The sequence below is a fragment of the Roseibium sp. TrichSKD4 genome, assembly GCF_000148725.1.
Lineage (GTDB): Bacteria > Pseudomonadota > Alphaproteobacteria > Rhizobiales > Stappiaceae > Roseibium.
Genome location: NZ_GL476318.1, coordinates 131203 through 145051 on the forward strand (window position 1 = coordinate 131203; position 13849 = coordinate 145051).

The window sequence follows — 13849 nt, forward strand, 5'->3', positions numbered from 1 at the left end:
ATGAGCCAGATACTCCCTTAAACAACGCCCGTATCTGTCCAAAAATCCCTGACGATGGACAATGGATCATCCTTGGCAATATCAAAGCTGTAGCCGACTTCACTAACCGCGATAATCAGACGAAGCTTTTCGTCTTCATCCCATTCATCCAGTTTCTCAATAAACGGCAGGATTGTAGCCTGATTGACGGCAAGGGCTTCAAACAGGGCCGCATCCAGATCATCCCCGTCTATGAACTGGATTTCGAATTCCTCGACAAGATCGCCCAAGCAATTACGGCAGGTCTCCCGGTTGGTGCGGTAGTCCGTCTCGCCTTCAAAGAAGAACCCCACTGCTGAACAGTCATAGGGCTGGGCGTAGAAGCGCGAGGCTTACGTCAGTGTTGTTGTTTGTGGTTGGTCTTTGTTTTGGTTCTCCATCTTGAAATCCTCCGTTGGAAAGGGGTTGCACATGCAACCCTTGCCTTCCGAAGGGGACGGAGATGGGAGGGGACAAGGTCAATCCATGCCGGGTGGTGCGGGCGCAGGGGGCGCCAGCAACCGAGCCACGGCCGGTGTTGATTGTCCTTGTGGGGACGAGAGGAGGCAGAGCCTCCCGGCATCCCCATTGCCCCAGTGGGGCAAAAACGTAAACGGTTAATGTAAGACTAGGTTTCAGATCTGTAATTGCAGAGCTAGGCGGTGTAGATCCCTTGGGGTTACATGGATCTGCCCGCTCTGACCGAAGCCTAGACTACTGTGATGCAGACCGGGAACCGAAATCAATAAACATAAACGGCGCATTCGGGAAACAGTTAGTCCGAGTGGAGAGATTCGAACACAATGAATGCTGTGGTGATTGCGTAGATGGCACTTTAGAGTTTTGCGTCCCCTCCTCTTGAGGCGAGCAGTTGCCTAAACGAGCATGTGCTAAAGGCAACCTAACCAATCCGCCATTTTTTGGACTAGGCGCAAGCTCCGCAACGACGTCCTTGCAGTGCGCTTTCTAGTTTTTCCTGCGAAAACGGCTTTTCCACCAATGCAACAGTCCGCGCCTTCAATTGTTCGCAACCGTCGAAAAACCGTTCTGGCAGGCGTCCGGAAACGACAATGATCTGACAGTCCGCAAATTTATCTTCACACTGCTTGACGAGGGGCCAACCCGTTTTTCCGTCGTCAAGGTTTAGGTCTGTCACCAATAAGTCGAGGTGCTCAATTTTATCCAGATGGGTCATCGCGCCTTCAAGGGTGCTTGCTGGTGTTACGCTAAATCCCTCATTTTCCAAACAGGACGCTGTTTGGCGCATTGTGTCGGGGTCATCTTCAACAAGAAGAGCAGTTTGGCCGCTGGCGATTTCCCTGGGAGTCTCGGAAGCAACCTGAGCGGTTGGGAAACTCAAGCTGACTTTTGTGCCAATTCCGCATTTGCTGCAAATTGCTGCGTCGCCGCCCGATTGCTTCATAAACCCATAGACCATGGCCAACCCTAGGCCCGTTCCGTTTTCACCAGATCGGGTCGAGAAAAAGGGTTCGAAGGCCCGCAGCTGAGTTGCCTTGTCCATGCCCGAACCCGTGTCGGTCACGCTCACTACCGTTGTAGATTTATCTGGACGCCTGATGGACACTCTTATGCGGCCAGCGCTCTTGATCGATTGATCGGCGTTTAGACAGAGATTGAGGATCGCACTTTCCAGTTGCCCGGGATCGGCAAGCACATAGTTTGGCCCAACACCGGGTTGGGTTTCCAATGCAACGCCGTCTTTGAGGCTAACCTCAATTAGGTCTATCAAACCTGCAATAAGCTCATTTAAATCGATAACTTCAGGCATAAGTGCCTGCTTTTTCGCAAATGCAAGCAGTCGCTGGACCAATGATGTCCCTATCTCAAGGGCGTTGCGCATTCGATAAAAATAGGTATCCGTTTGCGCATTAGTTCGACTCTGTTCAACAAGATGAACGTTGGACGCGATGCTGGACAATATATTTCCGAAATCGTGCGCAACTTCACCGGCGACTTTTCCAAGTCCTTCGATGTGTTGAATTTGGCGTAACCGATCCTGAACCTGTCGGCGCTCTGTTGCATCGGAAAACAACCAAACCCCGCCCCCTTCAGGGAGAGCGTTGCGTCGAATTTCGATCACGAGACCGTTGTCGCCGTGGATTTCACTAAATCCCGCAAAACTCTCGTCAAAACGCCAGTTGCTCTTGTTTTCCGCAAGTATCGAACTTCTAAGCACGACTTGTATTTCCGCACCTACTGGGTTGAGGCTCGGATCCAGTCTGAGCGTTTTGGAAAAGCTTGGGTTTACTGCGGTCAGGCGGCCTTCCGGGTCCGTGATTGCAACGCCATCGGTAATGTTCAAAAAAACGCGCTCAAACAGTGCATTTTGTCGATTTAGCCTCTGGTTCATTCGGTCGAGCCGCAGCGCATTGGCTCGAAAGACCCGGAAAGAGCGTTGTAAAATTCCAATCTCATCGTTTGCTGCCAGTTTCTGCGGTAGACGCGTTGCCCTATCTCCCTGGGCCAAGCGCATCATTGCGTTTGAAATCGAAGTTATATTGGCGGTGACATAGCGCGCGACAAACATGGCAGACGCGAGTGCGATCAACACTGCGCCAACCCCTGTCGCCAGGATAACGATCTTTGCAAAACCGATCGCGGAAGTTGTCTTGTCACGTTCGGCTGACAGAATACGCTCTGCATTCCCGGCAAACGAGCCAGACAGGTTGTTGATCAGGGATGCGTTTGAACGGATGCGGAACAATGCATTTTGTGCCGCCAGCTGTTTGCTCAGTTCGCGGCGTCTGCTTTCAAACAACCCCTCCCGACCGTAGGCAAGGTCCATCATGTCGACGACCTCCCGTGCTTTGCTCAGCTCAACTGCGCCTTCATCGAACAACCGGGAAAGGCGTTGAAAATTACGGCGATGCTCTCCGACACCCAACAGATTTTCTGCGTGTGCGGCCCCGACCAGTTCATTGGCCATTGCCTGCAAGGAAAGCCATTCACGACGTTCCGCATCTCCGATTGAGGGTTTGATTGCCCGGCTGTAATAGGCATTTCCCCCCCCCCAACCGCTTGGCGAGCGTCTCGGTTGCCTCCCTTTCTACCGTCAGGGCTTCCGCGGATACCGCCAGTTCTTCAATTGCGGTTTTCATTGCCGAAATCGCGGCGTTTATCTCATCGTGAAAAGCTGCGACTTCGAAATTTGGCTCCGCGCCCACCGAATGCCAATCGTCTGCAACCTGCTGCAGCGTTTGGGCCAGCGACTTGCCCTCTTTCTCAATGAGATAGGCAGACGGGTAGCTGAGCAAAAATGGGGCGGAGGCTGCTATATCCGAGGATTGCCGGGACAACCTTAAAACGCGCGCAACTTCAGAAAGTGTCTGTTGATGAAGCGTTTCCAGACCGATGTTTGCTCGATCCAACGAAAACCACGCAACGCCCCCAACAAACAGCGTTGATGATGCGAGCAGCCCCAAAGCAATCCAAAGACGTTGCCGGATGTTCAGTTTTGGGGCACCATTCACTTCGGTTCCCCACGTCCGATATCAACGACAAACACATACCCCAACCCTCGACGTGTTTGCAGATGAGCGGGTTTAGACGGAACCCGTTCGATTTTGCGTCTGAGACGGAGGATCAAGACGTCTATTGTTCTGTCAACGTAGTGAGTGAGATCGCTGCCCAGCTCTTCCAGCAGTCTTTTTCGCGGAATGGTCTCGTTCGGGTGCCGCAAAAAGTACTCCAGCAGCCGATACTCCGCGTTGGTGACAGAAACCTCCTCCCCCGACACATATCGCAGTTCTCGTCGCTCAACATCGAGGATTAAATCACCAAACCTGAACGCGGTCCCCATCTTTTCAGCTTGTTTTGTCTCGCGTGCGTAGGCAACACCATATCGCCGCAAGACCGCTCTTATTCTTGCGATCAACTCGCGTGGATTGAACGGCTTCATCAGAAAATCGTCGGCGCCGGTTTCAAGACCGACAATCTTATCCACTTCGTCGCCAACACCGGTCAGCATGACATTCGGAAGGTCCTGGGTTTCACGGATGCGGATCGCGAGCGAAAGTCCGGATTCTCCGTCCAGACGTAAGTCGATCAAGGCAAGGTCGACCGGTGCGTCGCTTCCCAAGGAAAAGAACTCGCGGCTACACGCAAGCTCGATTGGATCAAATCCATTTTCATGCAAAAGATCACACAGCGATTGACGGACATTTTTGTCATCATCAATTATGGCAACTCGTGCCCTTCTGTCGACGCTTGTCTCCAAAAGCCGCATCCCCCAACCTCGCGACGGTCCCTCTCGAGAACTCCTACCCGACCCCATTGTGCACACACACAAAGACAGAGCCCGGGGTTTTTTGTTTGAATTTCGAGTTCAATTCGTAACATTTGTAATATTGTTAACAAATTGCCGCAGGTTTCGTAGGACTGTTAATTTGTCTTTCCTCGTAAATCTCGCGCTGTGGCCAATACCATGCACGAAGCCTTGGAGCCTGCATTTAAAGGGCTGATCCAAGGTTGAAGTGTTTGGGAGGAAAACATGAAAAAGCTCGCTTCAGCGTGCGCACTTGCATTCGCCGCAGTGCTTTCAACCAGCGCCGCCGCTGACGAACTCAGCGTCATCTGCAGCAACGAGCAGGATTGGTGCGATCTAATGGCCGGCGCCTTCGAAGAAAAAACCGGGATCGATGTCTCCATGGTCAGAAAAAGCACCGGCGAGACATTGGCGCAGGTACGCGCAGAGGCAGGCAACCCGAAAATCGATGTCTGGTGGGGAGGAACCGGAGATCCCCATCTGATTGCCGCCTCCGAAAACCTCACGCAGCCCTCAGGCGCCGACACCGACGAGCTGTTGGGTTGGGCTGTGAACATGTATAACATCTCAAAGGGTCGTACAGTCGGGATACACGCTGGAGCGCTGGGGATCGCCTACAATTCGGAACTTCTGGCTGCAAAAGAAATAGCCCCCCCTGCTTGCTGGAGAGATCTTGCCGATCCGCGTTTTGAGGGCGAAATTCAGGTTGCCAATCCGAACAGTTCAGGAACAGCCTATACGGAGCTTGCTACATTCGTGCAGCTTTTTGGGGAAGACGACGCCTTCAAGCTGCTGGCCGAAATTGGCAACAACGTGAATTCCTACACAAAATCCGGTTCAGCTCCATCCAAAGCAGCCGCACGTGGCGAAACCGGAATTTCCATCGGATTCATGCACGACATGGTCAAGCTGGCAAAAGCCGGTTTCCCATTGAAGATTGTCTCCCCTTGTGAGGGTACCGGCTACGAAGTGGGAGGCGTCAGCATCATCGAAGGTGCGCGCAACCTTGATGGCGCCAAAAAATGGGTTGAATTCGTGCTGAGTGCCGAAGCTCAATCGCGCGGGCCTGAAGTTGGCGTTTACAACGTCCCGTCCAACAGTAATGCGACGGTGCCACCTGAGTCTCCTGCCCTGGAGTCGATCAAGCTGATTGACTATGACTTTGCGACTTACGGCGCTTCGGATACCCGTGAACGCCTGCTCAGCCGGTGGGATGCGGAAGTGAAACCCTCACGGAACTGAGCGTAGCGATTTTTCGCCTGAAGCGCGGCGATTTCTGTTTTTCGCCGCGCTTCCAGCACTTGAAATTCTTCCGCCGAAACATTTGAGGTTCATTTAGATGAAGCGCACCGCGAGCCTTTGGCTGCTTGTGGGGCTGGCTGGATATTGTCTGCCGCCTTGGTACATGACAGACAGTGGTTTCTGGTCATTCTCGTGGGTTTTCGATTTCACTGCCGATGACAACGGATCGGCACTGCTTATGGGCACGCTCCACGGCAAAACCTGGCTGTTACCTATATTTCTCGGATTCGCTGCTCTCGCAGCAATTCAGGTATTGCCGATCCATCAGGTTTCAGCGGCACGATTGCTGGTGGCTGTCGCCAGTCTGCTCCTGGCCTACACGGCATTGCAGGGCCTGGTGATAGTGCGTGACGGGCCAAGGCTTCTGGCCGGCATGTTCACCAACTTAGGTGCAGGTGGTGGACAGGCAGGATTGGGCGCAGGTGCATTCGTATCCTGCCTTTCGCTGTTATTCGTGCTGACAACCGGCCTCTCATTTTTAGGCAAGGGAAGAGGCGATGCATTCATCATCGGCACAATCGGACTGATCGTTGCTCTGGTCGGTATCTTTGTATTTTTTCCAGTCGCCCATATCCTGATCCGCGCGTTCGAAATCGAAGGTGGCGGTTACGCGCTTTCCAACTTCCTGCTCGGCTTCTTTTCCGCCGATATCTGGGGACTTGGTTGTTTTGTCGGGGGTTCTTGCGGCGCTGCGATAAACTCCGTGATCCTGGGCATTATGACCGGCACGGGTACGACACTGCTGGGTCTAGCGTTCGCATTGATTTTCACCAGAACGCGTTTTCGGGCCAAAAGGCTCCTGCGTGTTCTGACCGTCATTCCAATCATCACACCTCCATTTGTGATTGGCCTCGCGCTTATTCTTTTATTCGGGCGAACGGGAACCATAACCAACGTTTTTGCTGACCTGTTCGGTGTTGAGCGGACCCGTTGGATCTACGGCTTTGGTGGTGTCTATCTGGCGCAGATGCTGTCGTTCACACCAATTGCATTTCTTGTCCTCATCGGGGTTGTTGAAGGCGTCAGCCCATCCATGGAAGAGGCTTCGCAAACGCTGGACGCCGACTGCTGGCAAACCTTTCGCTATGTTTCGTTGCCACTCATGAGACCAGGTCTGGCCAATGCTTTTCTCTTGGGCTTCATCGAAAGCATTGCCGACTTTGGAAATCCGCTTGTGCTCGGGGGGAATTTCAACGTCCTTTCAACCGAAATCTACTTCGCAATCATCGGCACTGTCGCTGATCCCGCAAAGGCTGCGATCCTGTCGATAGCCCTCCTCAGCCTGACGCTGGGAGCCTTCTTTGTTCAACGGAAATGGCTTGGAAAGAAGTCCTACGCTACCGTCACAGGGAAAGCCGATTCAGGCCAGCATGCGACGCTCAGCCCGCTGGTTAGCACCGCTTGTTACGCGACAGCGTTGCCTTGGGCGGTATTCACTGTCGTTGTCTACAGCATGATCCTTTTCGGCAGTTTCGTGAAACTCTGGGGCTACAATCACAGCTTCACATTCGATCATTACAGGCGCGCATTTTCTATCGATTTCACGAACGGAATTCGGTGGACTGGCGTTGCCTGGGACAGCTACTTTACCACCCTCACCATTTCGACAATCGCGGCGCCATTGACCGCTCTGGTCGGTCTAGCAACAGCGTATTTGCTGGTGCGTCAGAAGTTCGCCGGAAAAGACGCTTTTGAATTCAGTACGATGCTCAGTTTCGCAATTCCGGGAACTGTCATTGGCGTCAGTTACATCATGGCGTTCAATTTCCCCCCCATTGAGCTGACGGGGACGAGCATCATTTTGATCGTCGTATTTGTGTTCCGCAATATGCCGGTTGGAGTGCGCGGAGGCGTTGCTGCCATGTCTCAACTCGACAAAAGCCTGGATGAGGCCTCCATCACACTTGGCGCCAACAGTTTTACAACGGTTCGGCGCGTGATCGCACCGCTGTTGGGACCTGCCATTCTGGCTGCCCTAACCTACAGTTTCGTCAGAGCCATTACATCTGTCAGCGCGGTCATATTCCTGGTGAGTGCCAAACACAACATGGCGACCTCGTTCATTGTCGGGCGAGTCGAAAACGGCGAATTCGGCCTGGCCATTGCATATTCCGCGGTTTTGATCGTGACCATGCTTACGGCAATCCTGCTGCTCCAGGCAGCGATAGGCACCCGAAAGCTGCGCCGTGCCAACCGCCTCCAGCCCGTTGGTTGAAATCTGTTATCTTCAGGAGTTTGATGATGAAGAACAATGACAAAGGCTCGGTGCATTTCGAGGGTGTGGTAAAAAAATACGGTGAAGTCACCGCATTGAAAAAACTGGACCTGACGATTGAACCTGGAAAGCTTGTTACCCTGCTCGGGCCAAGTGGCTGCGGTAAAACAACAACGTTGCGGCTGATTGCACGTCTGGAAAGCGCGACAAGTGGCAGGATCTTTATCGGTGGTCGGGATGTGACCCATCTGTCCGCAACCTATCGCGCGGTTTCAATGGTATTTCAATCCTATGCGCTGTTTCCGCACATGAGCGTGCTGGAAAACGTTGCCTACGGTTTGACGGTAAAATCCCTGCCCAAAAAAATCGCACATGAGAAAGCAGAACACGGTCTGGAATTGGTTGGCCTAGGTGGATTTGGTGCCCGTTTGCCAAGCGAGCTGTCGGGGGGACAACAGCAAAGAGTGGCCGTTGCCCGTGCAATCGTTCTGGAACCGGAAGTTTTGTTGCTGGACGAACCACTTTCGAACCTGGACGCAAAACTCCGCCGTCTCGTTCGCGAAGAAATTCGGCAGATCCAGCAGGAACTGGGTCTCACGGCCGTTTACGTGACCCATGATCAGGAAGAGGCCATGGCCGTTTCTGACCACATAATCGTGATGCAAAACGCAGAAATCGCGCAACAAGGCACCCCACGCGACCTCTATGAAATGCCGAATTCCTGCTTTATTGCCGACTTTATTGGCGACGCCAATTTGATTGATTGTGAGGTCCGTTCGGCAAACGACGAACAATCCAACATTGTAGTTTCATCCAGACCGTTGTCGGTTGCCTGCAAAGCCAAAAACACTGGGCCTTCCAAGCTTGTGGTCAGGCCTCATGACATCTCATTGAGCCCTCCGAACGGTGCTCAGGATTTTACCGGGTCTGTCTCTTATGCCGCATACCTGGGAAACAAAATTCAATACACGGTGGCGGGTGAACTTGGAGAGCTTTTTGTGGTTTGCGATGTGACCAAAGATCCTTTCGCCCCAGGCGATGACGTCTCGATCCGTTTTGATCTTTCCGCCGCAAGGATTGTAACGGAAGAGACCGGTTCACCTTGAGATTGCGTTGGCAGGCCGTCGCAAATATGCTGCTGCAGAAACAAGAGTTTCAGCTCCCGGCCTTCTCGAAAATTGTTTTCTCTCGTAAATCGAAAGAAACAATGAGCAACTCTAAATGCGTTTGCTCAAGTCTATTCGGCGTAGCGACGATTCCAGAATTTCGAGAGCTTTTTGTTTTCTGCCGCTGAGGTCCTCTCCGAAGCAATTTTCACAGAAATGCTCCGGCGGAGATTTGACAATTAGATCCGAGGAAGCAACTGGCTTCAACTCACCTCCCCGGTCGGTATCAAATTCTTCAAATCGGTGAAACTTGAATTCGCTGCTAATCCCTATTGGCATTGTCTCCTCCAATAGTGTTCTGCATTTGTTCAGACGCAATCTGGAGTACTTGCTTGAACCCGATGCCTGTTCCGCGCGCCAGACTTCTAAACACTCAATTGCGTTGGCAACTATCTGCGGAACAATACTAAGAGAATTTCAACAATGTCTCTGGCGCTGCCGATTTGCGACATTGTTCCCCACCACGAGATGCAAGAGAATGCTCAACACATCCTCCCCACCTTGATCAAGCGTAGTTTAAGTCTCCACTTCGCGCTGCACTCAAAAAAGTGCAGCGCTTTTTTGTACAACAAAAATGCAATCAGTGCGATTCCAGCGCGGTCCAGAACGCCAACCCGGAGTTCTATTGAGTCCGCCCTGAACAACGTCTAAGCCATTGATGTTGCGCGTGGCCGAAGCAATACGCAAATATTCGATTTGACCGGTTTGGGGATGGGGTTTGTGATCCAGAGCAGCAAAATGATCAGTGCATTGAGGATCAGACGCAGGTTATGACCGGCTGCGGCCAGCAGGGCGTTGATGGCATCGCCATTTTTGCCATTGAGGAAGTTCCGGTCAAGTCGTCCATCTGTTTTCATGTGGCCGATGGTGGCCTCGATCGCTGATCGTCGTTTCAGCTCACGCTTCATCTGTGCCGTCAGCCCGCGCTTCTGGCCGGAGATCATGACCTTGGCGTCGCCCTCATAATCATGCCCCCGATAGCCACGGTCCACATAGACACGCTCAGCTTTGGTGCCGCAGACTTTCTCAGCCTGACTGATGGTGTCATTCAAGGTGTGCCCATCATAGGGATTGCCCTCAAAAGCCCTCGCCGCAAGAACCAATCCTTCCCGATTGGTCGTGGCAATGCCAACCTTGGCCCCGAACTCGTAAGGTGTTCGCGCCTTGCCCTTGGCAATACAGGCCACTTCCGGCGCATGCATGGAATAAATCTTGTTTTTGTCCTTGGGGGTCTGGGCCAGAAGCCGCTCCACCAGTCCCAGCAGACGGAGACCCGTGCTCAAGACCTTCGTTGCCTGCGATCTTGCGGGAGATGTCGCGATAGACCCGGCCCAGATAGTCTTCAGCTTTTGAGTTCCCGGCGCATCCGCTTGAACTGTTTGGCATGGGCATAACGGCCCGCCATCAAGGCCGCCTTTTTGGCAACTCTGGTATGGCTGCGACGCAAGATGATGCCGGCCCTCTTGGCCTGGCGCACCAGAAGCTGCAAGGCCTTGTGATAAAGACGGCTATCGGTGGGATGGGCAATGGCTTTGGGTTGAACGGTCGTATCAACCAAGACCCGCTCAAGGCTGCTCTTCTTGATCGTCCCGCTCTCAATCGCAACACCTACCGTAGCAGAAAGAAGCTTTTCCATTCCCTCAGGACCAATCCGTTTGCGCCAGCGGGTCATGGTTGAGGGATCAATGGGGAATTGGTGCTGGAAAAACTCAAAACCGCAGAAAGACTGCCAGTAGGGGTTTTCAACCCAACGCTCAACCGTCTCTTCATCGGAAAGATCGTACATGTGCTTGAGAAAGTGCAGCCCGGCCATCAGACGCGTTGGTTTGGCCGGTCGTCCCAAGGGGCGATAATGCCTGCCGAACTCCGCATCAAATTCATCCCAAGGCATCAGACCAGACAGCCGCACCAACGAATGGTTCATATCGATGATTGCGGCCAGGCGTTCCTTGAACAGATCGCCACACCGTTTGTTGCGTTTTGAAGGTCTCATGAGAATATGCCAGAAAATGCGTGCTTCGGATCAACTAACCGGCATATTCACACATCCAAAACCCAATGGGTATCCATACTCTTCAATCAGTTAAGGGGTTTTTCAGCGCGAACTATTGACCCTCCAAATCTCAAAAGCAGCCCGACTGCGGGTCAGAACAAGGTCTCACGAAATCAGGCCCGTGCTCGCTCAAGAACCACAAATAGTCCGCCCTGAACAACGTCTAAGCCATTGATGTTGCGCGTGGCCGAAGCAATACGCAAATATTCGATTTGACCGGTTTGGGGATGGGGTTTGTGATCCAGAGCAGCAAAATGATCAGTGCATTGAGGATCAGACGCAGGTTATGACCGGCTGCGGCCAGCAGGGCGTTGATGGCATCGCCATTTTTGCCATTGAGGAAGTTCCGGTCAAGTCGTCCATCTGTTTTCATGTGGCCGATGGTGGCCTCGATCGCTGATCGTCGTTTCAGCTCACGCTTCATCTGTGCCGTCAGCCCGCGCTTCTGGCCGGAGATCATGACCTTGGCGTCGCCCTCATAATCATGCCCCCGATAGCCACGGTCCACATAGACACGCTCAGCTTTGGTGCCGCAGACTTTCTCAGCCTGACTGATGGTGTCATTCAAGGTGTGCCCATCATAGGGATTGCCCTCAAAAGCCCTCGCCGCAAGAACCAATCCTTCCCGATTGGTCGTGGCAATGCCAACCTTGGCCCCGAACTCGTAAGGTGTTCGCGCCTTGCCCTTGGCAATACAGGCCACTTCCGGCGCATGCATGGAATAAATCTTGTTTTTGTCCTTGGGGGTCTGGGCCAGAAGCCGCTCCACCAGTCCCAGCAGACGGGAGAACCGGTGCTCAAGACCTTCGTTGCCTGCGATCTTGCGGGAGATGTCGCGATAGACCCGGCCCAGATAGGTCTTCAGCTTTTTGAGTTCCCGGCGCATCCGCTTGAACTGTTTGGCATGGGCATAACGGCCCGCCATCAAGGCCGCCTTTTTGGCAACTCTGGTATGGCTGCGACGCAAGATGATGCCGGCCCTCTTGGCCTGGCGCACCAGAAGCTGCAAGGCCTTGTGATAAAGACGGCTATCGGTGGGATGGGCAATGGCTTTGGGTTGAACGGTCGTATCAACCAAGACCCGCTCAAGGCTGCTCTTCTTGATCGTCCCGCTCTCAATCGCAACACCTACCGTAGCAGAAAGAAGCTTTTCCATTCCCTCAGGACCAATCCGTTTGCGCCAGCGGGTCATGGTTGAGGGATCAATGGGGAATTGGTGCTGGAAAAACTCAAAACCGCAGAAAGACTGCCAGTAGGGGTTTTCAACCCAACGCTCAACCGTCTCTTCATCGGAAAGATCGTACATGTGCTTGAGAAAGTGCAGCCCGGCCATCAGACGCGTTGGTTTGGCCGGTCGTCCCAAGGGGCGATAATGCCTGCCGAACTCCGCATCAAATTCATCCCAAGGCATCAGACCAGACAGCCGCACCAACGAATGGTTCATATCGATGATTGCGGCCAGGCGTTCCTTGAACAGATCGCCACACCGTTTGTTGCGTTTTGAAGGTCTCATGAGAATATGCCAGAAAATGCGTGCTTCGGATCAACTAACCGGCATATTCACACATCCAAAACCCAATGGGTATCCATACTCTTCAATCAGTTAAGGGGTTTTTCAGCGCGAACCAAATACCGTCATACCTCAAAGAGGAATTTATATGATATATATTCAAAGAATAATTTTTCGAAATATAATTAAAATCAAACCTAATTTATCTTCGTTGTCGTATAATTTACGAATTTTCTCTCAAGTAAAAATCACTTCCTTCTTTGATTTATTATTCAATTGGAGAAGAAAGTTGCCTCAGTTACCCTCGGTCGACAAACGTCTTGCCCCCTCAAACACATCGTTTGATTGTTCTTACCGTGTGTTCATGCCTGAACGCGCTTCTTCTGCGATCGAAGCATGCCCTGCGGCTGTTAGCGAAGCCTATGGTCAGGGACTCGATTTTGAGAAGGAAGGCAAAATCGCGCTGGCCGAAAAAGCCTATCGCCGCGCGCTTGAACTGGATCCTGAAGATTCCTACGGAATTGGTGTGCGTTTGGCGGCTCTGGGACTCGATGAACAATTTGAAGAGATGCCCAGTGCCTATGTCGCATCGCTGTTTGATTACTACGCAGACCAATTCGATAAAATTCTCGTCGACGATCTTGGGTACTGTGTACCGTATCAACTCAAGGAAGTTCTAAATTCCTGTTCTATCGGGACATTTGAGCGCTACCTCGATCTTGGGTGCGGAACCGGTCTTGGAGGAGAAGCACTCGTTGACCACACCGAGCACAGAACCGGTGTTGATTTGTCCGAGTTGTCCTTGAGTGTCGCCGCAAACAGACAGGTCTATGACGAACTTTATGTTGGCGACGCAGTAGAGTTTTTAAAAGAGTTCCATACTACCGACGGGAACCATCCGAATTGGTCGCTGATTTCGGCCACCGATGTTTTTCCCTACCTTGGTGATCTGCAGCCGATTTTGACTGCGGCTACAAACCGATTGGTTCCCGGTGGCTGTTTCGCATTTTCCACGGAAACGCTGGATGAAGCCGAATGTGTCGGCGTGCCCTACGAGCTTGGCCCCAAAATGCGTTTTGCGCACAGCCAATCCTACCTGGAAGACGTGCTCGAGCGCTGCGGGTTCAGTATTTATCTGATCACACAAATTGTCGGAAGATACGAAGATCTGATGCCGGTGACCGAACACCTGATCCTGGCGCAGCGCAAAAATTGAAAGTAACAACTTTTAGGGGAATTCTTGTAACTGCTTATAAACGTTAGGAACCCGCCGGAGTTCTATTTCCTAAACGTGGACAGG

At 52.5% G+C, this 13849-nt stretch carries 9 protein-coding genes and 1 pseudogene; 4 read left to right on the top strand and 6 right to left on the bottom strand.

Translation table 11 applies throughout. The features are described 5' to 3' along the window. Positions 1–17: 17 nt before the first annotated feature. The 4 genes from TRICHSKD4_RS16125 to TRICHSKD4_RS16140 form a co-directional block, all read right to left on the bottom strand. Positions 18–332 (bottom strand): hypothetical protein, encoded by a 315-nt coding sequence (locus tag TRICHSKD4_RS16125; protein WP_050763449.1) that lies wholly within the window; start codon positions 330–332, stop codon positions 18–20. 611 nt (positions 333–943) lie between these two features. Continuing rightward, positions 944–2965, bottom strand: a complete 2022-nt coding sequence (locus tag TRICHSKD4_RS16130; RefSeq protein ID WP_050763450.1) for an ATP-binding protein — start codon at positions 2963–2965, stop codon at positions 944–946. Between the two features lie 19 nt (positions 2966–2984). Further along, a complete protein-coding gene (locus TRICHSKD4_RS16135) occupies positions 2985–3509 on the bottom strand; it encodes a sensor histidine kinase (RefSeq protein ID WP_009467956.1) in 525 nt (174 codons plus the stop codon). Further along, a complete protein-coding gene (locus TRICHSKD4_RS16140; protein ID WP_009467957.1) occupies positions 3506–4264 on the bottom strand; it encodes a response regulator in 759 nt (252 codons plus the stop codon). Before TRICHSKD4_RS16140 ends, TRICHSKD4_RS16135 begins: the two co-directional genes overlap by 4 nt. Positions 4265–4528: 264 nt before the next feature. On the opposite strand from TRICHSKD4_RS16140, the gene TRICHSKD4_RS16145 reads away from it, so the two are divergent. The 3 genes from TRICHSKD4_RS16145 (at position 4529) to TRICHSKD4_RS16155 (ending at position 8926) form a co-directional block, all read left to right on the top strand. Further along, complete coding sequence (locus TRICHSKD4_RS16145) at positions 4529–5545, top strand: ABC transporter substrate-binding protein (protein WP_009467958.1); 1017 nt, start codon at positions 4529–4531, stop codon at positions 5543–5545. A 97-nt stretch (positions 5546–5642) separates the two neighbouring features. Beyond that, positions 5643–7820, top strand: coding sequence for an iron ABC transporter permease (locus TRICHSKD4_RS16150; RefSeq protein WP_009467959.1), 2178 nt, complete (start codon positions 5643–5645; stop codon positions 7818–7820). 26 nt (positions 7821–7846) lie between these two features. Continuing rightward, positions 7847–8926 carry an ABC transporter ATP-binding protein gene (locus TRICHSKD4_RS16155; protein ID WP_009467960.1) on the top strand — a complete coding sequence of 360 codons (1080 nt, stop codon included), beginning with the start codon at positions 7847–7849 and terminating at the stop codon, positions 8924–8926. A 707-nt stretch (positions 8927–9633) separates the two neighbouring features. On the opposite strand, the pseudogene TRICHSKD4_RS16170 reads toward TRICHSKD4_RS16155, so the two are convergent. After that, positions 9634–10979 (bottom strand): annotated as a pseudogene (locus tag TRICHSKD4_RS16170) (IS5 family transposase). Between the two features lie 223 nt (positions 10980–11202). Next, entirely contained in the window at positions 11203–12552 is a 1350-nt protein-coding gene (locus TRICHSKD4_RS16175) for an IS5 family transposase (RefSeq protein ID WP_009465529.1), read from the bottom strand. A gap of 145 nt (positions 12553–12697) precedes the next feature. On the opposite strand from TRICHSKD4_RS16175, the gene TRICHSKD4_RS16180 reads away from it, so the two are divergent. Beyond that, entirely contained in the window at positions 12698–13765 is a 1068-nt protein-coding gene (locus TRICHSKD4_RS16180) for a methyltransferase (RefSeq protein WP_208993109.1), read from the top strand. The last annotated feature ends 84 nt before the right edge of the window (positions 13766–13849 follow it).

Excerpts from the sequence above, each read along its gene's own strand:
- TRICHSKD4_RS16140 (WP_009467957.1), bottom strand. The coding sequence starts at position 4,264 with ATGCGGCTTTTGGAGACAAGCGTCGACAGAAGGGCACGAGTTGCCATA.
- TRICHSKD4_RS16130 (WP_050763450.1), bottom strand. The coding sequence starts at position 2,965 with ATGGCCAATGAACTGGTCGGGGCCGCACACGCAGAAAATCTGTTGGGT.
- TRICHSKD4_RS16180 (WP_208993109.1), top strand. The coding sequence starts at position 12,698 with ATGATATATATTCAAAGAATAATTTTTCGAAATATAATTAAAATCAAA.
- TRICHSKD4_RS16145 (WP_009467958.1), top strand. The coding sequence starts at position 4,529 with ATGAAAAAGCTCGCTTCAGCGTGCGCACTTGCATTCGCCGCAGTGCTT.
- TRICHSKD4_RS16150 (WP_009467959.1), top strand. The coding sequence starts at position 5,643 with ATGAAGCGCACCGCGAGCCTTTGGCTGCTTGTGGGGCTGGCTGGATAT.
- TRICHSKD4_RS16155 (WP_009467960.1), top strand. The coding sequence starts at position 7,847 with ATGAAGAACAATGACAAAGGCTCGGTGCATTTCGAGGGTGTGGTAAAA.
- TRICHSKD4_RS16175 (WP_009465529.1), bottom strand. The coding sequence starts at position 12,552 with ATGAGACCTTCAAAACGCAACAAACGGTGTGGCGATCTGTTCAAGGAA.